The 23,443-nt window shown below is 39.9% G+C and carries 20 protein-coding genes; 17 read left to right on the top strand and 3 right to left on the bottom strand.

Annotated elements, in window-relative coordinates:
- Positions 1-155 precede the first annotated feature (155 nt).
- Both clpB and F944_RS09235 read left to right on the top strand, forming a co-directional pair.
- On the top strand, positions 156-2,735 hold the full coding sequence (clpB, locus tag F944_RS09240; RefSeq protein ID WP_004989684.1) for an ATP-dependent chaperone ClpB: 2,580 nt from the start codon (positions 156-158) through the stop codon (positions 2,733-2,735).
- Between the two features lie 185 nt (positions 2,736-2,920).
- The gene (locus F944_RS09235; RefSeq protein ID WP_004989682.1) at positions 2,921-3,364 is read left to right on the top strand and encodes a hypothetical protein; all 444 of its coding nucleotides are present in this window, start codon (positions 2,921-2,923) and stop codon (positions 3,362-3,364) included.
- A gap of 59 nt (positions 3,365-3,423) precedes the next feature.
- On the opposite strand, the gene rlmKL is transcribed toward F944_RS09235, so the two are convergent.
- The gene (rlmKL, locus tag F944_RS09230) at positions 3,424-5,625 is read right to left on the bottom strand and encodes a bifunctional 23S rRNA (guanine(2069)-N(7))-methyltransferase RlmK/23S rRNA (guanine(2445)-N(2))-methyltransferase RlmL (protein ID WP_004989680.1); all 2,202 of its coding nucleotides are present in this window, start codon (positions 5,623-5,625) and stop codon (positions 3,424-3,426) included.
- 143 nt (positions 5,626-5,768) lie between these two features.
- Here rlmKL and F944_RS09225 point away from each other — a divergent pair, with 143 nt between their 5' ends.
- The 13 genes from F944_RS09225 to F944_RS09170 all read left to right on the top strand — a co-directional run bounded on the left by F944_RS09225 (position 5,769) and on the right by F944_RS09170 (position 20,273).
- Entirely contained in the window at positions 5,769-6,785 is a 1,017-nt protein-coding gene (locus F944_RS09225; RefSeq protein ID WP_004989675.1) for an aspartate carbamoyltransferase catalytic subunit, read from the top strand.
- Positions 6,786-6,797: 12 nt separating this feature from the next.
- Positions 6,798-8,033 carry a dihydroorotase gene (locus tag F944_RS09220; protein ID WP_004989673.1) on the top strand — a complete coding sequence of 412 codons (1,236 nt, stop codon included), beginning with the start codon at positions 6,798-6,800 and terminating at the stop codon, positions 8,031-8,033.
- 151 nt (positions 8,034-8,184) lie between these two features.
- Positions 8,185-9,204, top strand: coding sequence for a hypothetical protein (locus F944_RS09215; protein ID WP_004989672.1), 1,020 nt, complete (start codon positions 8,185-8,187; stop codon positions 9,202-9,204).
- Between the two features lie 94 nt (positions 9,205-9,298).
- Entirely contained in the window at positions 9,299-10,075 is a 777-nt protein-coding gene (locus F944_RS09210) for a Rossmann-like and DUF2520 domain-containing protein (protein ID WP_004989670.1), read from the top strand.
- A gap of 128 nt (positions 10,076-10,203) precedes the next feature.
- Positions 10,204-10,878 carry a class I SAM-dependent methyltransferase gene (locus F944_RS09205; protein ID WP_004989667.1) on the top strand — a complete coding sequence of 225 codons (675 nt, stop codon included), beginning with the start codon at positions 10,204-10,206 and terminating at the stop codon, positions 10,876-10,878.
- A gap of 243 nt (positions 10,879-11,121) precedes the next feature.
- Positions 11,122-11,802 carry a paraquat-inducible protein A gene (locus tag F944_RS09200; protein ID WP_004989665.1) on the top strand — a complete coding sequence of 227 codons (681 nt, stop codon included), beginning with the start codon at positions 11,122-11,124 and terminating at the stop codon, positions 11,800-11,802.
- Positions 11,799-12,602, top strand: a complete 804-nt coding sequence (locus F944_RS09195; protein ID WP_004989663.1) for a paraquat-inducible protein A — start codon at positions 11,799-11,801, stop codon at positions 12,600-12,602. Before F944_RS09200 ends, F944_RS09195 begins: the two co-directional genes overlap by 4 nt.
- A gap of 14 nt (positions 12,603-12,616) precedes the next feature.
- The gene (locus F944_RS09190) at positions 12,617-14,281 is read left to right on the top strand and encodes a PqiB family protein (protein WP_035245736.1); all 1,665 of its coding nucleotides are present in this window, start codon (positions 12,617-12,619) and stop codon (positions 14,279-14,281) included.
- Positions 14,271-14,978 (top strand): PqiC family protein, encoded by a 708-nt coding sequence (locus tag F944_RS09185; RefSeq protein WP_004989654.1) that lies wholly within the window; start codon positions 14,271-14,273, stop codon positions 14,976-14,978. The genes F944_RS09190 and F944_RS09185 overlap by 11 nt, the downstream gene beginning before the upstream one ends.
- Positions 14,979-15,336: 358 nt before the next feature.
- Positions 15,337-19,173, top strand: coding sequence for a phosphoribosylformylglycinamidine synthase (gene purL / locus F944_RS09180; RefSeq protein ID WP_004989652.1), 3,837 nt, complete (start codon positions 15,337-15,339; stop codon positions 19,171-19,173).
- A 69-nt stretch (positions 19,174-19,242) separates the two neighbouring features.
- The gene (locus F944_RS09175; RefSeq protein ID WP_004989651.1) at positions 19,243-19,674 is read left to right on the top strand and encodes an NUDIX hydrolase; all 432 of its coding nucleotides are present in this window, start codon (positions 19,243-19,245) and stop codon (positions 19,672-19,674) included.
- A 106-nt stretch (positions 19,675-19,780) separates the two neighbouring features.
- Positions 19,781-19,897 carry a KGW motif small protein gene (locus F944_RS17465; protein WP_004989648.1) on the top strand — a complete coding sequence of 39 codons (117 nt, stop codon included), beginning with the start codon at positions 19,781-19,783 and terminating at the stop codon, positions 19,895-19,897.
- Positions 19,898-19,958: 61 nt separating this feature from the next.
- Positions 19,959-20,273: a YqfO family protein gene (locus F944_RS09170; protein WP_004989647.1), complete on the top strand. Its 315-nt coding sequence runs from the start codon at positions 19,959-19,961 to the stop codon at positions 20,271-20,273.
- Here F944_RS09170 and F944_RS09165 read toward each other — a convergent pair whose 3' ends face one another.
- Entirely contained in the window at positions 20,274-21,059 is a 786-nt protein-coding gene (locus tag F944_RS09165; RefSeq protein WP_004989646.1) for a nitroreductase family protein, read from the bottom strand.
- Positions 21,060-21,294: 235 nt separating this feature from the next.
- Positions 21,295-22,095: an enoyl-CoA hydratase-related protein gene (locus F944_RS09160; RefSeq protein WP_004989642.1), complete on the bottom strand. Its 801-nt coding sequence runs from the start codon at positions 22,093-22,095 to the stop codon at positions 21,295-21,297.
- Positions 22,096-22,196: 101 nt separating this feature from the next.
- Between F944_RS09160 and F944_RS09155 the strand changes: the two genes are divergently transcribed.
- Positions 22,197-22,763: a nicotinate-nicotinamide nucleotide adenylyltransferase gene (locus tag F944_RS09155; protein WP_004989640.1), complete on the top strand. Its 567-nt coding sequence runs from the start codon at positions 22,197-22,199 to the stop codon at positions 22,761-22,763.
- Positions 22,764-22,801: 38 nt separating this feature from the next.
- On the top strand, positions 22,802-23,383 hold the full coding sequence (locus tag F944_RS09150) for a YceI family protein (protein WP_004989637.1): 582 nt from the start codon (positions 22,802-22,804) through the stop codon (positions 23,381-23,383).
- The last annotated feature ends 60 nt before the right edge of the window (positions 23,384-23,443 follow it).

Below are 23,443 nucleotides of genomic sequence, written 5' to 3'. Positions count from 1 at the left end.
CCTAAAGAACCCATATTATAACTGAGTTATATATTATTTAATATTAATATAAGCTTATGAAAAATATAATGAAATTTTATAAAACTTATTTGAAATTTATAAAAGAGTTCCCATGTATTAAGCAAGTAACAAATTGATGATGAGGAATAACAATAATGCGTTTTGAAAAATTTACCAATCGCTTACAGCAAGCCCTGTCAGATGCGCAATCGTTAGCCACTGGTAAAGACCATACTTCTATTGATGGCATTCATATTCTTGCGGTTTTACTTGAAGAGCCATCCAATTTAAGCCTGTTGCAGCAATCAGGTGCAAGATTGCCTGAGTTAAAGAAAAAGCTGGAACAGGCGATTCAGGATGCGCCAACCATTGCCAATCCTACAGGTGACGTCAATCTGAATCCAGAAGCTGTGAAGGTTTTGAATCTGGCAGATCGTCATGCACAAAAAGCAGGTGATGAGTTTTTATCAACAGATTGGGTACTGCTGGCACTTACTGAAACTGGTAGTACCAAAAGTTTATTAAACAGCGTAGGTGTAACGACTGATGCACTACGCAAAGTGATTGAATCTATTCGAGGCGACGATAAAGTCATGAGCAATAATCACGAAGATCAACGTGACTCATTAAATAAATATACTATTGATTTAACCGAACGTGCTTTGGCAGGCAAACTTGACCCTGTGATTGGGCGTGATGATGAAATTCGTCGCACCATTCAGGTCTTGTCACGTCGTACCAAAAATAACCCCGTGTTGATTGGTGAGCCAGGGGTAGGTAAAACCGCCATTGTTGAGGGTTTGGCACAGCGTATCGTCAATGGTGAAGTGCCAGAAAGCCTGAAAAATAAACGGGTTTTATCGCTGGATTTAGGTTCATTGCTTGCAGGGGCAAAATATCGTGGTGAATTTGAAGAGCGTTTAAAAGCGGTACTTAATGATCTGGCCAAACAAGATGGGAATGTCATTTTATTTATTGATGAATTGCATACGTTAGTTGGCGCAGGCAAAACCGATGGCGCGATGGATGCGGGCAATATGCTGAAACCTGCTTTAGCGCGGGGTGAACTGCGTTGCGTCGGTGCAACGACACTAGATGAGTATCGCCAATACATCGAAAAAGATGCTGCTCTTGAACGCCGTTTCCAAAAAGTTTTGGTCGATGAACCAAGTGTTGAAGATACCATTGCGATTTTACGCGGTTTAAAAGAGAAATATGCCGCACATCATGGTGTACAAATTCTTGACTCCGCAATTATTGCAGCGGCAAAAATGTCACATCGTTATATCACAGATCGTCAGCTACCTGACAAAGCCATCGATTTGATTGATGAAGCGGCATCGCGTATTAAAATGGAGATCGACTCTAAACCAGAAGCTTTAGATCGTTTGGAACGTCGTATTATCCAGTTGAAAATGCAGCTTGAAGCGGTAAAACGTGATGAAGATGCAGGCAGTAAAGCTGAAATCAATCATCTTGAAGAACAGATTTCAATCATTGAAAAAGAATACAATGATATGGAAGAGATCTGGAAAGCCGAAAAAACCTTGGTTGAAGGTGATAAAAAGGCACAGATTGAACTTGATCAGGCGCGTATTGCGTTCGATAAAGCACAACGTGAAGGTGATTTGGCAGAAGCTGCACGTTTGCAATATGGCGTCATTCCTGAGTTGCAAAAACGTCTTGAACAAGCTGAAGTTGCTGAAGAAAACGAAGAGCCAAAACTGATTCGTACCAAAGTAACGGAAAATGAAATCGCTGAGGTGGTCAGTGCTGCAACGGGTATTCCTGTGGCGAAAATGCTGCAAGGTGAACGTGAAAAACTTCTGCATATGGAAGAGTTTTTACATAACCGTGTTGTCGGGCAGGATGAAGCTGTCGTCGCGGTCTCGAATGCTGTTCGACGTTCACGAGCTGGATTATCTGATCCGAATCGACCAAGTGGTTCATTCCTATTCCTTGGGCCAACAGGTGTGGGTAAAACAGAGTTGACCAAAGCTTTGGCGAATTTCCTGTTTGATAGTGATGATGCCATGATTCGTATCGATATGAGCGAATTTATGGAGAAACATTCGGTGAGTCGTTTGGTAGGTGCACCTCCAGGTTATGTCGGCTATGAAGAAGGTGGTGTATTGACGGAAGCTGTACGTCGTAAACCGTATAGCGTGGTATTGTTTGATGAAGTCGAAAAAGCGCATCCAGATGTGTTTAATATCTTGCTACAAGTCTTGGATGATGGGCGTTTGACCGATTCACAAGGCCGCGTGATCGACTTTAAAAATACGGTCATTGTGATGACATCGAACCTTGGTTCGCAAGATGTGCGTGAGCTAGGGGAAGGTGCAACTGACGATGAAGTGCGGGCTGTGGTGATGTCGGCTGTGAGCCAGCATTTCCGTCCAGAATTTATCAACCGTATTGATGAGTTGGTGGTATTCCACTCTCTGAAAAAATCACAAATCCGTGGTATTGCCGATATTCAACTTGATCGTTTGCGCTCACGTTTGGCAGATCGTGAAATTGGATTGACCGTGGATGATACTGCTTTTGATCTCTTGATTGATGCAGGTTTTGATCCTGTTTATGGTGCGCGTCCGTTGAAACGTGCAATTCAGCAACAGGTTGAAAATCCACTTGCTCAAAAAATTCTGGCTGGAGAATTTCAAGCTGGAGATAATATCATTATCAAAGGTGATCATGGGCATCTCGTGTTTGATAAATTAAAACTGAGTTAATTTCTGACTAAATGTGAAGCTTTATAAAGAGGATGTAGTCAATACATCCTCTTTTTTACATCTTGATAGATGGATATAACCGACAGATTATCGGGAAGTTCTGTCTAAGCATTGCAGATTAAATCAAATCTTGTTAGCGTGAAATTAAATAAGAAGAACTGAGTAAATAAAGGAAGAATCACGTGATGGAACGTCAAGGAACTGCATTCTATATAATGATTGTTTTGTTAGGAGGTTTGGGGGGCTCAGGCTATACAATTTCTGCGACACCTTTAAATGAAAATGTCTTGAGAAATGAAAGCGATTCACTCGAACGTGTAACACCACCTGTAGTAAAGGCAGTTGAACAAGACGCAAAAAAACCAGTATCTGAGCAAAAAAATCTAAACCAGAATATTGCAAAAAAGCATAGCAAACAATTGATTCAGGATAATCTAGATGCCAGTGTCTTATCTGAATATGAGGAACAGAAGAAAATTACAGAACCGACGAGAACCAGTATCTATCTGCAACAACAAATTCCAGAATTACCACCTTATGAAGAAAAAGTCCGTATGGATAAGCTTAATTTAATTGGACCACAGCTTGGTAATGCCAAAGGGGATGTTACGATTACCATCAATAAATAAAGCCCATTGAAATTTCAACAGGCTTTATTAAATGGATTACATTTTCTCAAAACATAGGTTTAGTTCGGTAGATGCTGAATTTTCCAAGCACGGTGAATTTTTTGATTTCGTTTAAAATCAGGGCCAATCGTATCGTGGGTGATTTCTTCAGCATCAAACAGGGCTTCGATTTCTTCATCAAGTTCAAAACCACGATAGTTATTGGAAAAATATAGTGTCCCTTCGGAACTTAAACGATTCATTGCTCGTTTGAGTAATGACACATGATCACGCTGAACATCAAAAGTGCCATAAAACTTTTTAGAGTTTGAAAATGTTGGTGGGTCAATAAAGATCAAGTCATATTGTTCATGACCTTCTTTGAGCCATTCAAAACAGTCACTGGCAAAGAACATATGTTGTTCATCAGCATGGTCAACCGTGAGACCATTTAAAACAAAATTTTCTTTTGACCAATTTAAATAAGTATTGGATAAATCTACGCTCGTCGTGCTGGCTGCGCCACCCAATGCGGCATGCAAGCTTGCAGTCGAAGTATAACTAAACAGATTTAAGAAGTGCTTACCGCGTGCTTCTTTAGCAATGCGCAAACGCATTTGTCTATGATCCAGAAACAAACCAGTATCCAGATAATCTGTTAAGTTGACTAAAATCTTGGCTTGACCCTCCTGAACAATAAAACGCTTGGACGCAGTGCTTTGTTTGGTATATTGGTTTTTACCTTCCTGACGCGCACGAGTTTTAATAAATATCGCTTCGCGAGATAACCCTGTTACTGCACGAACGGCAGCCAATGCTAAATTAAAACGTTTCTTGGCTTTTTCAGGATCAATGGTTTTCGGTGGTGCGTATTCCTGAACATGCAGTCGATCACCGTATAAATCTACTGCGACATTAAAATCAGGCAAATCGGCATCATAGAGACGTAAACAGAATACTTGTTCTTTTGTAGCCCATTTTTTCAAGGCAGACATATTCTTTTGTAAGCGATTGGCAAAATCTTGTGCGCCTTCAATTTCGACAGGATCAGCATGCCAGTTACTCAAAAACGGCTGGTGATTGGCGACAGGTTTAACTTGACCAAAACGAATGTAAATAGGCAATTTACCATTCATTAAGCGTAAGGTTTCTGGGTCGCTCAATGCCAATACATCAGCTTGCTCAATCTGTGCGGCAATTACGGCGGCATGCTGATTTGGAAAATGTTGCTGTAATAGGGCAGATAAACCTAAATAAAAAGCACGGTTTGAGGCTTTATCGCCAAGACGTTCGCCGTATGGTGGATTGGTTACCACGAAAGCTTTGTTATAGGTGTTTTCAAAGGATGGCCAGTCTGCAAGTGGACGTTCTTCAATCTGAATTTGATCTAGTAATTTTTCAAAACCTGCCGCAATAATATTTTGGCGCGTCGCTTTTACGGCTTCCCAGTCTGCATCAAAAGCATAAAATTTGGGTAGGGTTTTTTCTAAAGCGATCTCATGACGCTGTGCAGCCTCGGCTTTAATTTCAAGCCAGAGTTCACGATCATGTCCATGCCAACCATTAAAGCCAAAACGACGAACTAGACCAGGTGCGCGATCGGTCAAAATCATCAAAGATTCAATAATAAAGGTACCTGAACCACACATCGGGTCGAGAATTAAATCGGGTTGTAATTGTTCTAATTTAGCTTTTTGTAAAATTGCGGCTGCCAGATTTTCTTTAATCGGTGCTTCGGTCATATAGTGACGATAGCCGCGCTTATGTAGGGAATCGCCTGATAAGTCTAAGCAAAAGGTGTGTTCGGTTTTACCTGCCAATACAAACAAGGTAATTTCGGGTTGTTTAGTATCAATGCTCGGACGACGGCCAACGGCTTCCATAAAAGAATCGACTACACCATCTTTCGTTCTAAGTGTCGCAAACTGAGTATTGACCTTAATTTCACGTTCGACATGCAAACGGATGGCAAAGGTACTTTGAGGTGCAAAAATCAGTGACCAATCAAAATTTAAAGCCCCTTCGTATAGTTCTTCTGCAACATCACGGGCATCATGACTAAATTCGATCTCGTAGGTATGAATTGGCTTGAGTACGCGTGACGCTAGACGTGACCACATACAAATTCGGTAAGCTTGTTCTAAAGATCCTTGAAAAATGAGACGACCTGCAAAGCGTTCAGTCTGCTCGATGCCTAAACCTTGTAATTCTTGTTGCAATAAGGTTTCCAGTCCATCTGCACAGGTAACCCAATATGTAGAAAGACGTTGCGGTGAATTCATTCAATTTTCCAGGAGCAGCTAAAGCAATCGGTTATTTTAGCGTATTTTCAAGGGGAAAACTTGTTCATTTGCCTAAAACTTCAACTGCCCGATTGAGAAAAATATCTGTATAATGCCTTAACTTAACGTCTAAGGAATCTCTCATGCACTTGGCGGCATTGCATACACCGAGTCAGATTCAGCTCAATCAGCAGGGCAATTTAAAACACTTTTTGACCATCGAAGGTCTTTCCAAAGAAACGCTTACAAAAATTCTCGATACCGCGCAATCTTTTATAAATGATCAAAATCAATTGATCACGACGCCATTACTTGAAGGGCGTACCGTGATGAATTTATTTTTTGAAAATTCTACCCGTACACGTACTACTTTTGAGGCGGCAGCGAAACGCTTGTCTGCCAATGTGTTGAATATTGATATTGCACGTTCAAGTACCTCTAAAGGGGAAACCTTGCGAGATACGCTCTGGAACTTGGAGGCGATGGCGGCAGATATCTTTGTGGTACGTCATTCCTCTTCAGGTGCGGCACATTTTATTGCCAAAGATGTTTGTCCAAATCTAGCGATTATTAATGCAGGCGATGGACGCCACGCCCATCCAACGCAAGCCATGCTGGATATGCTGACCATTCGTCGTGATACGCATAAACCTTTTGAAGAACTTAGTGTTGCGATTATTGGTGATATTAAACATTCTCGTGTTGCGCGTTCAGATATTGCGGCTTTGCAGACATTGGGTTGTCAAGATATTCGCGTGATTGCACCAAATACTTTATTGCCAGTTGGTTTCAGTGAATATGGTGATCATGTTCGTTTGTTCAATAAAATGGATGAAGGCGTTAAAGACTGTGATGTCATCATCGCTTTACGTATTCAAAATGAACGAATTGATTCGCCTGCATTGTCTTCTCAAGCAGAATTTTATCGTATGTATGGACTGAATCAAGAACGTTTGGCGTTGGCGAAACCAGATTGTATTGTGATGCATCCGGGGCCAATGAATCGTGGTGTTGAGATTGATTCCAGTATTGCCGATGGCCCGCGCTCTGTGATTTTACATCAGGTGACCAATGGTATTGCGGTGCGTATGGCGGTTCTGGCACTCACAATGCAAGGGCAGTTACAGCAACAGGGTTTAATTGAAGCAGTCGCGGTATAAGGGATCAACATCATGAGCAATATTAAACTTGAAAATGTACGTTTACTTGATCCTGTAGAGAAAATTGACCTAATTACAACTGTTTATTTAAAAAATGGTAAACGTGTTGAATCACTTGAGCATATTGATGAAAATATCGATGCACAAGGTAAATGGTTGATGCCAACGATGGTAGATTTGTGCGCACGTGTACGTGAACCAGGTCAACAACAGCATGGTACTTTGAAGTCCGAAGGTAAGGCTGCACGTGAAAATGGTATTTTGCACGTGATTACGCCGCCAGATTCTAAACCAATCGTGCAGGACAATGGGGCCTTGATTCACGGCTTAATTGAGAAAGCATGGACAGATGGACAGTTTCATTTACACATTATTGGTGCGCAGACCCAAGGCTTAATGGGTAAACAACCTGCCAATATGGCGGCACTTAAAAAGGGTGGTTGTACCGCCGTGTCAAATGCCAATGCATCTTTTGAAGATGATGATGTGGTGATTCGTACACTGGAATATGCAGCAGGTTTGGGCTTAACCGTAGTGTTTTATCCAGAAGAAGCACAAATTGCCAAAGATGGCTGTGTGCATGAAGGATTTATCGCTTCACGTCAGGGGTTGCCAATGATTCCTGCAATTGCAGAAACCATTGCGATTGCGAAATACCTCATCATGATTGAAGCTACAGGCGTTCGTGCACATTTTGGTCTTATTTCTTCTGGAAAATCCATTGAGCTGATTGAAGCGGCTAAAGCCAAAGGCTTACCAGTCACGGCTGATGTTGCCATGCATCAGTTACATTTAACTGAATCCTTAATTGATGGTTTTAATTCATTGGCTCATGTACGTCCGCCTCTGCGTTCTGAGCAAGATAAACAACAATTACGTCAAGCAGTAAAATCAGGTGTAATTGATGCCATTTGTACGCATCATGAACCGTTGAGTAGTTCGGCGAAAATGATGCCATTTGCAGAAACATTACCGGGGATTAGTGCTTTTGATACCTATGTGGCTTTGGGTGTCCAATTGGTCAAAGAAGGATTGTTTGAACCACTTGAGTGGGTAGAGAAAGTGACCATAGCACCTGCACAAGTGGCTAACATGTTTGAACGTTGGCAGGCTGAAAAAGGTTGGGTATTAGTTGATCCTGATTTAGCGTGGACGGCGGAAAAGAAAAGTATTCTGTCTAGTGGTAAAAATACACCACTTTTAAATCAGACTTTGACTGGAAAAGTAGTACAGACGTTCTTAATTTAAATTTTAAACAATCTTAAAAAAACTCGGTAAAATCATAGCCGAGTTTTTTATTGTATGAATAAATAAAAATAGAATAAAAACTCGATTTTTAGTGATAAAGATGATTAAAATATGCCCGCTATAAATAACGACAAACAATTAGTGGAAAGCGATGAAAAAATTTATCATTTTAACAACTTTATCAACTGCAATTTTATTTAGTGGCTGTGACTACTTTAAAAATAAGAAAACTGAGAATCAGGCTCAGGATGTTGCAGATTTTAGTTGTACTAATCAGGATAATCTTAATCAAATACAGGATTATTTAAAGTCTGAATATATTAAAGCTCTTGAAAAAAGTTTGCGTCAATCCTCAGGATATTATGAAGCTGACCGTACTCTGTTAGAAAAGATTAATAAAGGACTTCGATTTGAAATTAAAACCATTCGAACTTTGACAGAAGATCCTAAAACAGCAACCGAGCTCAACTGTGAAAGCCAATTGGTGGTGCATTTTCCAAAAGGTTTAATGCAACGTGCAGAAAATGCCTATCAAGCCTACATTGAGAATAATGAAGGAGATGGCTATGCCACTGTAAAAGATTATCTGGATAATAATGAATCAGGGTTGTCAGTAACGAATGATGAATTGCGTGGTAATTTATTATATGACATTACCAAGACTGATAAAGAAGGCATAAGTTTAAGTGTTCAAAATCAAAAAGAGATATTAGAGGGCGTTGCTTTTATCACTGAGCAAGCAGTTTTATTTGAAAGTTATATAGAAAAAAATAAACAATATCAATCTATGATTCAGGATAATGATCAGAAAGAAGCTGCTCAATATAATCTGGCAAAACAAGCGATGGATATCCGAAAAAAAGAGCTGGATGCTGAAAAACAGAAACAGGTAGAACGTTTAAATCAAACTTGGGACAATTTGACTGAGGAACAGCGAGAACAACTTAAACAAGATCAAACGGACTGGTTTGAAAAACGTGATATTGATTGTAAAGTTCTTGCACAAAAGTCTGCCCATGAAATTCCTGAAAAAGAAAAGGAAACTTATCAAAAACAATCGGATTACTGGGATCAGGCTTTGAACGATCAAAATACAGAAATGCAATACACCAAATGTTTTAATCAGCGAACCATTGAACGTATTGTCTATTTAAATAACGTATTTAACTAATTTTGCATCTTTTAAATTGATACAGGTAAAGGGCGATTGATTCGCCCTTTGTTTATTGGCATGCTTAAGCCTATTGCGATCAATGGGTTGAGTTATGCGGATTAGTTTTGTGGGTTCAGGCAAAGTGGCAACACATTTGGCCAAAACATTTTCATCCCAGCATCAAATTGTTCAAATCATGAGTCGTAATCTCGAACACGCAAAAAAGCTTGCTAATCAAGTTGGAGCACAAGCGGTTAATGATATAAAACAATTTAATTCAGAAATAGATTTAGTTGTTCTCGCAGTGAGTGATCAGGCTATTGCATCTGTGATTCATGAGATTCATTTACAGTTGCCAGATGTTTTAATTGTGCATACTTCAGGAAGCACCGACCTCAGCGTATTATCAGATATACATCCAAATGCAGGGGTATTTTATCCGCTGCAAACTTTTAGTTTTGAACGTGAAATTGATTGGGCTGAAACTCCTTTGTTTATAGAGGCAAAACAACCACAGACGCTAGAAATTCTAAATCAATTAGCAAATAGCCTAAGCAAACACGTTTATCATTATTCATCATCTCAGCGTCTAAGTTTACATTTGGCAGCGGTGTTTGCCTGTAATTTTAGTAATTATTGCTACGATATGGCCAAGCAAGTCGTAGATCAGCAACAGGTCGATTTTTCATTGCTTTATCCTTTAATCTTGGAAACAGCAAAAAAAGCGACTCAATATGACCCTGTTCAAGTTCAAACAGGGCCTGCACTTCGAGAGGATCATAATATTTTGCAAATGCATCAGCATTTACTCGAACAGGCTAGTCGTCCTGATCTAAAAGAAATCTATCAGCTTTTAAGTCAAGCGATTATCACCAGACATCATATTTAAACTCGATTAGATTTTTTCATAACAGCGTAGATCATCTTTATTTTTTCTCCGATTGTGAAATAAAAACAAAGATGAAATAAATCTGTTGATAAGGCATTGATCGAGATATAAAAAAGGGATAAATCATTATGGCAAAAGATTTTAGTTCACAGCAAGTGGTAGAAGGTTACGATCAACATATTCGTAAATTGATCCCCGGATATGAGGTGGTTCATCAACAAATACAAGCATTGTTAAAAACTTATTTGCCTGAGTCTGCGCATATTTTAGTAGTAGGTTGCGGAACGGGTTATGAACTTGGTTACTTATTACAAACTTTCCCCAATTGGCACTTCACCGCAACCGATTTATCAGCCGCTATGTTAGATAAAGCGCGAACCTCTCTCCAAGATTTGAATGTTGATCATCGTGTTGATTTTCACTTGGGTGATGTACATGAATTAGAAAATATCGTGAGTTTTGATGCCGCGCTTTCTATTTTAGTGACGCATTTTGTTGCATTCCCTCAAAAGTTGAAATTTTTACTAGCTATTCAAAAACGGCTCAAAACAGAAGGTTTATTTATTACTTTTGACTTAACTGAAATTTCTTCAGAACCCCAACAACGTGCTTTAAAAAATATCTGTGAAAGTAATGGACTGACACAAACTCAAACGACTGCCATGTTAAAACGGCTTGCAGATGATTTCTATGCGTTAACGGATGAGCAAACGTTTGAATTGCTCGAACAGGCCGAATTCGATCAAGTGGCACGATTTACCCAAATTTTAAATTACCAAGGGTTTTTAGCTTTTTCAAAATAACAAAATTCAATGTAGTCTGAAACAGATCTATGATTGCTTGCGCATTGAGGATGATATATAAAATGATGATGAGCTGGACTTGTTAGAAAGGTTTGAGCATTTAAAAATGATCCTATCACAGCTCAGTGATTGCTCTGATCTAGGAAAATTTTGAAGTATTTCTCATCTGTTGGTACGTTGTTTATCGATTGAAATGCAATCTTATTATCGAAAAAATTAACAATAAAAGAGTCTTGATACATTATGAGTCAACCTTCATCACAGGATTCATTTTTGACTGAGTTAGATCAGAGTCGTTCAAATTCATCTCGTGATGTGTCACAGCGTAACTTATGTTGTTGTGAAGAATGCGATGCAATTTATCAAAAAGTGAAACTGGGACGTGGCGAACGTGCGTATTGTCATTGTTGTGGTGCAGAACTTTATCGGCAAGTTAAACCATTTAATACGCTTTTGGCGCTGGTGATAACCGCATTAATTATTTTTATTGTCGCCAATAGTTTTCCCATCGTAAGTGTTGAGCTCAATGGCAATGTTTCCCAAACCACATTGTTGGGGGCAGCCTTGATGATGTTTCATATTGATCGAGCTTTTGTCGGGGTGCTTATTTTAATTACCACATTTATTGTTCCACTCACAGATTTATTGTTACTGGCTTATATCTTTGCATCAGTCAGTGTTTTTAAAACCAGACCCAAATACTTGATCCCTGCGTTAAGAATAATCTATGTATTTCGAACATGGGGCATGGTCGAAGTTTTTTTAATTGGTGTACTGGTCACTTTGGTGAAATTAGTGGGAATGGTGGTGGTGATTCCTGGGATTGCTTTATGGGCATTTGCAATATTGAGCCTATTATTGGTTTATATCGCGTCAGTTAAAGTCCAAGATATTTGGGATGAAGTTGATCGGTGCCAACCATGAAAAAAATCAAACACATCGGGGAACAAGTGCATCAAACAAGCGATGTTGCCGATGATGCCCGTATTCATCGAGTGAATCCAAGAGCGGTTGATCTCGGACTAGTGGCATGTCATTGTTGTGGTCTGGTGAATCCACAAAGTCACCACACGGATCAAACTCAATATTGCATTCGATGTAAGAGTGCATTGCATGTTCGTAAAGATCATAGTCAAAGCCGCACCTTGGCATTGGTGATTGCTGCGACGATTTTATATATTCCAGCAAATGTATTGCCAATGACCATTACCGATTCATTATTGGGACATCAGCAAGATACCATTATGAGTGGGGTCATTTACTTCTGGCAAAGCGGTGATTATTTTGTGGCAGCCGTGATTTTTACGGCCAGTATTTTTATTCCCATGGTCAAGTTGCTAATTTTATACTTTCTGGTTTTTGTGGTGCGAATGCAATCTACTGCGCAATGGACTATATTACCTTCACATTGCAGCGTGTTATATCGTATTGTGGAGTTTGTGGGGCGCTGGTCCATGATAGATGTATTTGTTGTGGCCTTACTAACCGCGCTGATACAAATTCAATCATTGGCCACGATTTTGGCAGGGCCTGGTGCCGTGGCTTTTGGTGCAGTGGTGGTATTGACCATGTTTGCTTCAATGAGTTTTGACCCACGTATTATTTGGGATAATTATTATTTATCCCAACAGCGAATAAATACCTCAACCAATGCTTCAAAAAACAACATGGTGAATCAGGTCAATCATTTGCCATCTAAAAATGATTTTTTTCAGCCTCGTTAAAAAGAACATGCATGATGACGGAAAATAATACAACGAATAACCCCGCAGAAGCTGATCCCACTCAAACGGATCATCAGACTGAGCAACGTGTGCCACAGCCTCAGAAAAAAAAGGGCAAATGGCGACCTGCATTAATTTGGTTGATTCCGTTTATTGCCTTATTAATTGGGCTGTCTTTGGCAATCAAATCTATTCTTGCAATCGGGCCGACGATTTATGTTTCATTTCGAACGGCTGAAGGATTGGTGGCTGGCAAGACGACTGTTAAATATCGGCAAGTAGATATCGGATTGGTTCGTGAAATTGTACTGTCGGATGATCGCTCACACGTTATTGCCAAAATCGAATTACGCAAAGATGCCAGTAATTTTGCAGCGAAAGATTCGCGATTTTGGGTGGTGCGCCCTAGAGTAGGAACCAGTGGTATTTCAGGCATAGATACTTTATTTTCTGGCTCATATATTGGCGTCGATGGCGGAAAAGCAAAGGAAAAAAAAGAAGAATTTAACGGATTGGAAGTCCCACCTGTCGTGACCTCGGATGTACCAGGTAAAAGATTTTTCTTAAAAGCAAAAGATTTGGGATCGTTAGATATTGGATCTCCTATTTATTATCGACGGATCAATGTTGGTCAAATTACTGCGTATAATTTGGCTAAAGATGGTCAGCATGTTGAGCTACAAACCTTTATTCGTTCACCTTACGACAAATTTGTCACGCAAGATGCGCGTTTTTGGCAGGCCAGTGGGATTGATGTGAGTTTAAATGCATCTGGATTTAATCTGGATACGCAGTCTTTGGCAAGTATCGTGGCGGGTGGTATTGCATTTGGATACCCTGATAATTCTGATGCGCCGATTGCTCAGAATTCGAGTCACTTTAATCTATGGGACTCTAAAACAGAGGCTTTAAAAGATCCTGATGGTAAAGCGATTAATATTGTCATGTATTTTGATCAGTCGTTACGTGGTTTAAGTGCAGGTGCGCCAATTGACTTTATGGGGATTGATGTCGGAGAAATTAAAGCGATCAATGCTGAGTTTGATCACAATTATACACATGTACGTATGCGTGCTGAAGGCGTGGTTTATCCATCCCGTTTAACGCATGGTCAGGAGATGGATCCTGATGGAGAGATTTTTAAACGTTTTGTGCAAAATGGTTGGCGAGCACAAATGCGAACAGGTAATTTAATCACAGGTCAAAATTATATTGCTTTCGATCTGTTCCCTAAGGCTAAGCCTGCATCCGTAAAAGTATTGCCGAGTGGTCGCTTTGAAGTTCCAACCATGCCATCTGAATTAAAAGGATTACAGGCTCAGATTTCTCAGATTGCAGATAAATTGACTAAATTCCCACTGGTAGAAATTGGTCAGGATATGCGAAAAACACTGGGGAATATGAATAATGCGATTAACTCAACCAATCAACTGGTTCAACAGTTAGATGGCAAAGTTGCGCCAGAATTACAATCTACCTTGAATGATGTACGTGGGACTTTACGTTCGACCCAATCTATTCTCTCTAGCGATGCGCCAATGCAACAAGACGTTCGCCGAGCTTTACAGCAAATGACTCGTGCAGCAGCATCTTTACAATTAATGTCAGATTATATTGAACAACATCCAGAATCGTTGATTCGCGGTAAAACTCCTGAGGTAGATCGAAATGAAAAATAAAAATAATTTCAGATTAGGTGTCGTCATCCTGACAGGAGTATTTCTGAGCGCCTGCTCAAGCTCACCAACACCCAACTATTACACCTTGCAGGCTAAAGCAACACCGATTACACATTCGGGGGTGAGAGTCATTGAAGTTATGCCTGTTGGATTGCCTGATCGCTTAGATCGGGCATCTATTGTGGTACAGGATCATCAAGGCAGATCTAAAGTGCTGGACAATGATCGTTGGACCTCGACTTTAAGTACCCAATTAAGAGATGGTTTGTCGGCAGGATTACAGCAAAAATTGGGTGCGGTCGATCGATATAATAGTGGCATGTCTGCTGGTCAGGTGTCTTATCGAATTGCGACTGATTTTTCAAATTTTGATGTGATTGAGGATTCTGCAAATCATCCACTGACAAGTACGCATGATCACTATATGAATGTCATGGTGACATGGATCATTAAAGCAGATATTCCGCTAGCAATGGAGTCATCTGCTACGAATCAAGCTACAACTACTTTACAAAATCGTTCAATCAGTTGTCGAACTCATTTCACTGTGCCTGTTCAGGGTGAGCGTCGAAATATTAATAATATTGTGGCGGCCTCCACACAATCACTGAACCGAATTATTGAAAATATTGCTGATTCTGTAGTGATGATGAATGCGAAAAAAGTAGTGAGCATCGATGGTGTGACTTGTAGCTAAAGCTTTGATTGTTTTTTTAATGCGCTTATCGTTGTTTATTGATAAGTCATCTTCAATGGGGAGTAGCGCATAAATTGTTATTTGTGCGCTCTGATCGGTTTGTAAGTGTCACATTTGGATACATCTGAAAAAACCTATTGCAAAGTACTAAAACGGTTTATTTTTATTCAGCTTAGCTTTAGCTATGGTTTAATCGGATTAAGAACAAAGATATAAATTGGGCTAATTGTTGAATAAGATGAGAGAAATCCATGCTCTCCATCTAGCTGATTTTGCCTTTTCACAGTAGAATATGCGCTCTCTCTAAAGTCACATTGCGGTAAAGTTCAAAAGACTTGCCCGTGGAGCCAAAATCAACATGTTTATCGTGGCCGGTGCACCAGCACATTCTTCATTCAAGAAAGCTCAACTATTAACACGTTTATCGTCAATCAGTTCAGTCCAAACCTTTGACAGCCAATGGGTTTACCTGTTTGATCAAGCGCTCGACGAGCAGCAGCATCAATCTGCATTGCAACTTTTAAATGATGGTACATCGTTTGAGTTGCGCCAAGTGGCCAATGATGAACTTCAAGTTTTGGTCACTCCACGCATTGGAACGATTTCACCGTGGTCTTCTAAAGCGACTGATATTTTTAAAAACTGTAATACGCCAGTGCATCGTTTGGAACGCGGTATTTTATATACCTTAAAAGGTGTTTCTGAACTGAGTAATGAGGTTAAACAGGCTCTACATGACCGTATGACTGAAACAGTTTTCAGCCAGATCGAAGATGCCCATCGTTTATTTTTAGAAACGCCGCCAAAACCTTTAAATTCAATTGATATTTTGGGTGAGGGAAAACAAGCACTGGTCAGAGCCAATAATGAATTTGGTTTTGCCTTGTCTGAACAGGAAATTGACTATTTAACTCAAGCATTTACAGACTTGGGGCGCAATCCTAACGATATCGAATTGATGATGTTTGCTCAGGCGAACTCTGAACATTGTCGTCATAAAATCTTTGGATCAGAATGGACAATTGATGGTGAAAAACAGCCATTATCTTTGTTCCAGATGATTAAAAATACGTATAAAGAATCACCGAATGAAGTGTTGTCGGCATATAAAGACAATGCTTCTGTGATTGTAGGTTATGACACTCAGCGTTTTTATCCAAAGAAAGACAATGAAACAGGTCATTTTATATATAAATATAAGAGCCAAGCTGCTCACATCTTGATGAAGGTGGAAACCCATAACCATCCGACTGCCATTTCTCCTTTTGCAGGCGCTGCAACTGGCTCGGGCGGTGAAATTCGTGATGAAGGTGCAACAGGTCGCGGTGGTAAACCAAAAGCGGGTTTAACGGGCTTTACTGTTTCTAACCTGAATATTCCGGGTTTTGAGCAGCCATGGGAAGATAATTACGGCAAACCTTCACGTATGGCATCGCCATTACAAATTATGATTGAAGGGCCATTGGGCGGCGCGGCGTTTAATAACGAATTTGGTCGTCCTAACTTAAATGGTTATTTCCGTACTTTTGAACAAAACGTCAATGGCGAAGTCAAAGGCTTCCATAAACCGATCATGATTGCAGGTGGTTACGGCAATATTCGTCCTGACCATGTCGAAAAAGATGCCATTCAACCAGGAGATCTACTGATCGTTCTGGGTGGCCCAGCGATGTTGATCGGTTTAGGTGGCGGTGCAGCATCTTCTGTTGATAGCGGTACGATGGGTGAAAATCTGGACTTTGCTTCGGTACAACGTGAAAACCCTGAGATGGAACGCCGTTGCCAAGAAGTGATTGATACTTGTTGGCGCATGGAAGACTTTAACCCAGTTGTATCGATTCATGATGTCGGTGCAGGTGGTTTATCCAACGCTATGCCTGAACTTGTGAATGATCATGAGTTGGGCGCGATTTTAAACTTGCGTAAGATTCCATCGTTGGAACGTGGCATGAGCCCGATGGAAATCTGGTCAAACGAAGCACAAGAACGTTATGTACTTGCGATTCGCCCAGAATCGTTAGAATTGTTTGAAGAAATTTGTGCGCGTGAACGTTGTCCGTTTGCGGTCTTGGGTGAAGCAACTGAAGCACGTCATTTGACTGTTGAAGATCCATTGTTCCATGACAATGCGGTAGATATTCCAATGCAAGTCATGCTCGGTGGTACACCACGTATGCAGCGTTCGTATGAAACTGTTGAACGTACAGGCAACGAGTTTGATACATCAAAAATTGATTTAAAAGATGCAATTTTCCGTGTTTTGAAAAATCCAACCGTTGCATCCAAATCATTCCTCATCACGATCGGTGACCGCTCAATTACGGGTATGGTTGCGCGTGACCAAATGGTCGGCCCATGGCAGGTTCCAGTTGCGGATGCCGCAGTAACCACGACCAGTTTGCAAGGTTATACAGGTGAAGCAATGGCAATGGGTGAACGTCCCCCTGTGGCATTGTTAAATCCTGCTGCATCGGCACGTTTAGCGGTTGCGGAAGCAATTACCAATATTGCATCGGCAAATATTGAACAATTGGGTGATATTAAGCTTTCTGCAAACTGGATGGCAGCAGCAGGTCAAAAAGGTGAAGATCAAGCCTTGTTTGATGGCGTAAAAGCCATTGGTATGGAAATGTGTCCAGCACTTGGAATTGCAATTCCTGTAGGTAAAGATTCACTTTCTATGCGTACTACATGGAATGATGATGGCATCGAGAAAGCTGTCACTTCCCCAATGTCTGGCGTGATTACGGCATTTGCACCAGTAAGTGACGTGCGTAAAACATTAACACCTGAACTTAAACATATTGATGGTTCTGTACTGGTACGTATTGATTTATCTAAAGGTCAATTCCGTATCGGTGCATCGATTTTGACCCAAGTGTATAAAGCCATTGGTACGGTTACGCCAGATGTAGACAGTTTTGAAGATTTAAAAGATTTCTTTAATCTGATACAAGATTGGAATAATCGCGGTCTGGTACAAGCTTACCATGACATTGGTGATGGTGGTTTGTTGGCTACTGTGGCTGAAATGATGTTTGCATCACGTTTAGGTGCAGCTTTAGAACCTCAAACAATTGAAAGTTTATTTGCAGAAGAAATTGGTGCAGTTTTACAACTTAAAGCCACTGATTGGGATGCGTTACAAGCTGAAATTGAAAGCTCGAATTTAAGAGATGCTATACATTTGGTTGGACGTGTGAATAACACTGATCAACTGAGTATCAATGGTTTAATATTAGCGCGTGCCGAACTACAACAAGCATGGGCAGAAGTTTCACATCAGATCCAGCGTCTGCGTGATAACGTAGAAACAGCCGATCAGGAATTTGCACTTATTGCAGATCAAAACCATAAAGGTTTAATTGCACAAGCAACTTTCGATCTAAATGAACCTGTTGAAGCGCCATTTATCGCAACACGCCGTCCTAATATGGTGATTTTGCGTGAGCAGGGTGTCAACAGTCATGTTGAGATGGCAGCAGCATTTGACAAAGTTGGGTTCAATACTGTCGATGTGCACATGAGCGATTTATTAGCAGGTCGTGTCGACCTACAAGATTTTGAAGGTCTGGTCGCTTGTGGTGGTTTCTCTTATGGTGACGTGCTTGGTGCTGGTGGTGGCTGGGCGAAGTCAGTATTGTTTAATCCAAAATTACGTGATCAGTTTGAAAGTTTCTTTAACCGTGAAAGTACCTTTAGTTTAGGGATTTGTAATGGTTGTCAGATGTTGTCACAACTTGCGCCACTGATTCCTGGTGCAGACAACTGGCCACGTTTCCATCGTAACGTATCAGAAGTTTTTGAAGCACGTGCAGTCAATGTACGTGTCGAAAAATCGGTATCGGTATTGCTTCAAGATATGCAGGGCTCAATTCTGCCAATCGCTGTAGCACATGGAGAAGGGCGTGTGGTTGCAAGTAATGAGCACTTGGCGAGCTTGAATAGCAATAATCAAGTGACCTTGCGTTATGTAGATAGTTTGGGTCAACCGACGCAACATTATCCACTGAATCCAAACGGTTCACCTGAAGCAATTACGGGTGTAACTTCGAAAGATGGCCGCGCGACGATTATGATGCCGCATCCAGAGCGTAATTTCCGTGCTTTACAACACTCATGGAAACCAGAAGACTGGAATGAAGATGGGGCATGGTTACGTATGTTCCGTAATGCGCGTAAGTTTATTGGTTAATATAAATCAGTGATTAGAAAAAACATCTTTGATTGACTCAATCAAAGATGTTTTTTTATTAGGTCTACAATGATTAAGAAAGTCGTTCCAATTCTTATAAGAAGAAAAGCACAGACCTTAGAGATATTGGCTTTCAGGCATCCTTTAGCAGGAATGCAATTGGTGAAAGGAAGCATAGAGCCAAATGAAACCTATGAGCATGCTGCAATTCGTGAGTTATTTGAAGAATCAGGTTTGATTGCACGAGATAATCCCAAATTTATAGGGAACTTAGTACTTAAATCTAATCATCAAGATTGGTATTTTTATTGCTGTGAAGCGACTCAAGTTATACCAGATACATGGGTTCATTATTGTCTTGATGATGGTGGTTTAGAGTTTAAGTTTTTCTGGCATTGCATATACCAAGAACCAAGTGAAGACTGGCATGAGATTTTTCGAGAAGCGCTATTTTTCCTAAGAAAATTTGTCAATGATGATGAAAATGACTCAGTATTTTAAAACTTAAAGTTAGCCCACAGACTTTTTAAATTTAACTGGCTCTAAATTGGTATAGGTTTTGCTTTTATTTTATACAAGTAAAATAAAAGCAGCTTGGAGTATAGATATGGAAAAAAATAAGCTAATGCTTACTCGAAAACGTAAAGGTTGGATGTGGTTTTGCGCAGTCATTACTGCAGAATTATTATGGATTTTGGGAAATTATCTAGTTTTACAATCATAACGATTAATCCTGAAACTAAATTGTTTAAGATAAACCTAACGTGTTCATCTTATATCGGATTATGCTTAAACTGATTTATTACGTACCTGAATCTCATCTTGAAGTGACTAAACAAGCTATTTTTGAAGCTGGAGCAGGGGGGATTGGTAATTATCAACACTGTGCATGGCAAGTGAAAGGAATCGGGCAGTTTAAGCCAGTCTGCGGTGCAAATCCATTTTTAGGCAAATTGGATGAGTTAGAACAGCTTGAAGAATGGCGCGTAGAAACTATTGTTTCAGAAGAAAAAGCCAGTACCGTTGCAACAGCATTAAAAGCAAGCCATCCTTATGAAGAGCCTGCTTTTGAATTTATTCAGATTTTAGATATTCAATAATTAAACTTTTTGAATGAATAAATCACGATCAAAACGGTACTGCGGGAAAAATACACCATCACTAGCACGTTCGCCTGCACCAATGACCATCACAGGAAATTGCTGATCATTGAGTTTTAATATTTTACGAACCATTGGCTCATCAAAACCTTCCATCATACAACTATCAAAACCATAAGCGCGGAGCGAAAGCACTAGATTTTCACAAGCCAAAGCGGTGGATTTACTTGCCCAAAGTTTTGCATCGGCAGGGTTAAATGCGGTGACAGGAAGTTGTTTATCTAAGCTTCGTGCCACTTTAAAGGCGACTTTTTTAAAGTTGCCGAGTGCATTGAAATAACCAGTTTTATAGTTATACGGAATGAAACGATAGTATTTCTTAACCATTTCAGGGGCTTCAGGAAATGGAAATTCTGAAATATTCTTTTTTGCCATTTCATCGACACGATCTGTTCGCGCTACACAAACAATAAGTTCGGAAGCCGTTTTTGCTGCTAATTGTCCCAGACAAGCTTTAACTAACTGTTTTTTCTTCGCAGGGTTTTGGACCACATAAAATGTCCAAGGTTGTAGATTGGACGAGTTTGGTGCAAGAAGTGCCAAGTCAAGACATGCATCGAGCACTTCGGTTGGAATGGCTTTATCTGTGAATTTGCGTACGGAACGACGACTTTCGATCACTTTACGAAAATTTTCAACATCAATATCTTGGGGGGCAGGCTCAAAATAACGTTTTTTATCTGAAACCTGCTGAGAATTTTTTGGGAGATTTTCTGAATTTGCCATCACTATTTAAATATTTCGTTATGAAGATGATGAATGAGAATAACATTCAATCATTTTATCTAGGTAAAAAAGTGTATTCCTGAGATTAAGCTGCATCTTATTCATTGGTTTTTCAATGCAGACATTCAATCTCAGGTTTTTTTAGTGTTAGACTTCATTCATAATTGTTGAAACCCTCTTTATTTTTCTCCCATAGGGAGAAATAAAAAGGATTTATGAAAGAAGTCTATTGATTTTATCCAAATTGGGAAAAATCGGGCTTACGCTTTTCCATAAAGGCTTGAACCGCTTCTTTCATTTCAGGCGAACGGACACGTTGCATGAAAATCTCGGCTTCATCATCAACACATTGCACAATTTCATCAAGATCATGCTTCATGAGAGCTTTGGATTGTCGAATGGATGCAAGTGGTAATGCAGCCAATTGCTGAGCAGTTTGTTCGGCCAATGCGTAAACATCATCACTGATTTGATTGACCAAACCTGCTTTTTCTGCAATCTCTGCGTTAAATTTTTTGGCGGTAAATAAAAGTTCTGCGGCACGGTGATAACCTGCTTGTTTCACCAATAAACGACTTGCAGCGCCTTCTGGCGATAGACCAAGACTGACAAATGGAATCTGGAATAACGCTGTGTTGTCTGCATAGACAATATCTGCATGCAGTAAAATCGTGACACCAATTCCAATCGCAACCCCTTTAACTGCAACAATCAGCGGTTTAGAAAGTTTCGCCGCTGATTTGAGTAAAACAAAAGGAGGTTGATCTCCAGCTTTGCCTTGATAAGGTTTTTGAATAAATGACATAAAGTCTTTCATGTCATTACCCGCAGAAAAGTCTGCATCTGCGCCACGCAAAATCACCACGCGAACCTGACTGGATTGATCTGCTTCATCCAATGCCTGTGCAATCCACAAATACAATTCACCATATAATGCATTTTTTGCTTCAGGGCGATGAATGGCTAAAGTCAGTATGCCATTTTCAAGTTTTGCATTTAAATGTTGATGAGGTTGTTGAATACAGCGAAGTGTCATCGTACTATCCTTGCTTTCAATCTTGGGTTTATGTTTGCCATTATGTCGTAAATTTGATTATAAATGACTACTGGTGAGTTCATAAAAAATTAAGTTGGTTTATGTACATATTTGATTATCTCGTTTTTATTGGACGTTTTCAGCCTTTTCATCTTGCACATTTGCAAACTGTAGAAATAGCCCTCCAACAAAGCCAAAACGTTATATTGGCTTTGGGATCGGCGCAACCTGAGCGTAATATTAAAAATCCTTTTTTGGCAGCAGAAAGGGAGCAAATGATTCTTTCTAATTTTTCCGAGGAAGATCAAGAGCGGATTCACTTTGTACATGTCATTGATGTCTATGATGATCAAAAATGGGTCAATCAAGTCAAAACACTGGTCAATCAGATCACGCCACTTCATGCAAAAATTGGTTTAATTGGGCATTTTAAAGATGAATCCTCGTATTACTTAAAGCTTTTTCCTGAGTGGACCATGGTGGAGTTAGAAAGTTTGAAAGAGTCGATGTCTGCTACTCCGATCCGAGAGGCTTATTATCGTGGTGAAATCCAAAAACAGGCATTTCCACAGGGAACGATTCAGTTTTTGGAGAATTTTCAGAAAACTTCAATCTATCGGCAATTACAAAATAAGTTTGTATTAAATGACAAGTCGAATCTGGTTTAGGAGATTAAAGTAAAGTCTCTTTTCCTGTCTTGGTGTTTATGATGACTGTCATTGCAAATCAGCGATTAGCAAAAAGTTTATGGATTGGTGCGTTGATTGTGGTATCAATGAGCCAAGTTCATGCGGCAAATTGGGTATTAGCTCCAACAAGCAATGTCGGGTTTCATATCGATTCAGCTCGTGAGTCTATGGTCATCGCTAAGTTTAATACTGTACATGCGACTTTGAACTTTGATGAAAATGCGCCACAGCAGGCATCTACACGCTTTATAATGGATGTGGATAGTTTAAGTTTGAACAATCCCGCCATGAAAAGTACATTATTGGGAAAAGATTTGTTTTATGCTGCACAGTTTAAGACGGTAAGTTTTAAAAGTGATCAATTTAGAGCCTTGGGAAATAATAAGTATCAAATTTTAGGGCAATTAACCATAAGAGGGATTACCCGACCTGTCATTTTTGATAGCACACTAAAACCTGTTACGAACAATCAAAAGTTAATGAATATGGTGTCTTCAACAACGATCAATCGAGCTGATTTTGGTATGAAAAAGGCACCAGACGGGATGGGTGAAAAAATAAATATCAAGATGAACGTCGATTGGAAAGTAAAACGTTAATTGTTCATCATAAAAATTCAGATGTAGCTTATGAGCAATCAATAAGCTACATCATTCGAA

This window comes from Acinetobacter ursingii DSM 16037 = CIP 107286 (assembly GCF_000368825.1).
Taxonomy (GTDB): domain Bacteria; phylum Pseudomonadota; class Gammaproteobacteria; order Pseudomonadales; family Moraxellaceae; genus Acinetobacter; species Acinetobacter ursingii.
Note: the sequence above shows the minus strand (reverse complement) of the source record. Positions and strands in the feature narration are given on the sequence as shown.

Bases quoted from the DNA above. Each gene is read 5' to 3' on its own strand.
- purL (WP_004989652.1), top strand. From the start codon at position 15,337: ATGTTTATCGTGGCCGGTGCACCAGCACATTCTTCATTCAAGAAAGCT.
- F944_RS09225 (WP_004989675.1), top strand. From the start codon at position 5,769: ATGCACTTGGCGGCATTGCATACACCGAGTCAGATTCAGCTCAATCAG.
- F944_RS09150 (WP_004989637.1), top strand. From the start codon at position 22,802: ATGATGACTGTCATTGCAAATCAGCGATTAGCAAAAAGTTTATGGATT.
- clpB (WP_004989684.1), top strand. From the start codon at position 156: ATGCGTTTTGAAAAATTTACCAATCGCTTACAGCAAGCCCTGTCAGAT.
- F944_RS09195 (WP_004989663.1), top strand. From the start codon at position 11,799: ATGAAAAAAATCAAACACATCGGGGAACAAGTGCATCAAACAAGCGAT.
- F944_RS09170 (WP_004989647.1), top strand. From the start codon at position 19,959: ATGCTTAAACTGATTTATTACGTACCTGAATCTCATCTTGAAGTGACT.
- F944_RS09235 (WP_004989682.1), top strand. From the start codon at position 2,921: ATGGAACGTCAAGGAACTGCATTCTATATAATGATTGTTTTGTTAGGA.
- F944_RS09175 (WP_004989651.1), top strand. From the start codon at position 19,243: ATGATTAAGAAAGTCGTTCCAATTCTTATAAGAAGAAAAGCACAGACC.
- F944_RS09155 (WP_004989640.1), top strand. From the start codon at position 22,197: ATGTACATATTTGATTATCTCGTTTTTATTGGACGTTTTCAGCCTTTT.
- F944_RS09190 (WP_035245736.1), top strand. From the start codon at position 12,617: ATGACGGAAAATAATACAACGAATAACCCCGCAGAAGCTGATCCCACT.
- rlmKL (WP_004989680.1), bottom strand. From the start codon at position 5,625: ATGAATTCACCGCAACGTCTTTCTACATATTGGGTTACCTGTGCAGAT.
- F944_RS09205 (WP_004989667.1), top strand. From the start codon at position 10,204: ATGGCAAAAGATTTTAGTTCACAGCAAGTGGTAGAAGGTTACGATCAA.
- F944_RS09210 (WP_004989670.1), top strand. From the start codon at position 9,299: ATGCGGATTAGTTTTGTGGGTTCAGGCAAAGTGGCAACACATTTGGCC.
- F944_RS09200 (WP_004989665.1), top strand. From the start codon at position 11,122: ATGAGTCAACCTTCATCACAGGATTCATTTTTGACTGAGTTAGATCAG.
- F944_RS09220 (WP_004989673.1), top strand. From the start codon at position 6,798: ATGAGCAATATTAAACTTGAAAATGTACGTTTACTTGATCCTGTAGAG.
- F944_RS09160 (WP_004989642.1), bottom strand. From the start codon at position 22,095: ATGACACTTCGCTGTATTCAACAACCTCATCAACATTTAAATGCAAAA.
- F944_RS09165 (WP_004989646.1), bottom strand. From the start codon at position 21,059: ATGGCAAATTCAGAAAATCTCCCAAAAAATTCTCAGCAGGTTTCAGAT.
- F944_RS09185 (WP_004989654.1), top strand. From the start codon at position 14,271: ATGAAAAATAAAAATAATTTCAGATTAGGTGTCGTCATCCTGACAGGA.
- F944_RS17465 (WP_004989648.1), top strand. From the start codon at position 19,781: ATGGAAAAAAATAAGCTAATGCTTACTCGAAAACGTAAAGGTTGGATG.
- F944_RS09215 (WP_004989672.1), top strand. From the start codon at position 8,185: ATGAAAAAATTTATCATTTTAACAACTTTATCAACTGCAATTTTATTT.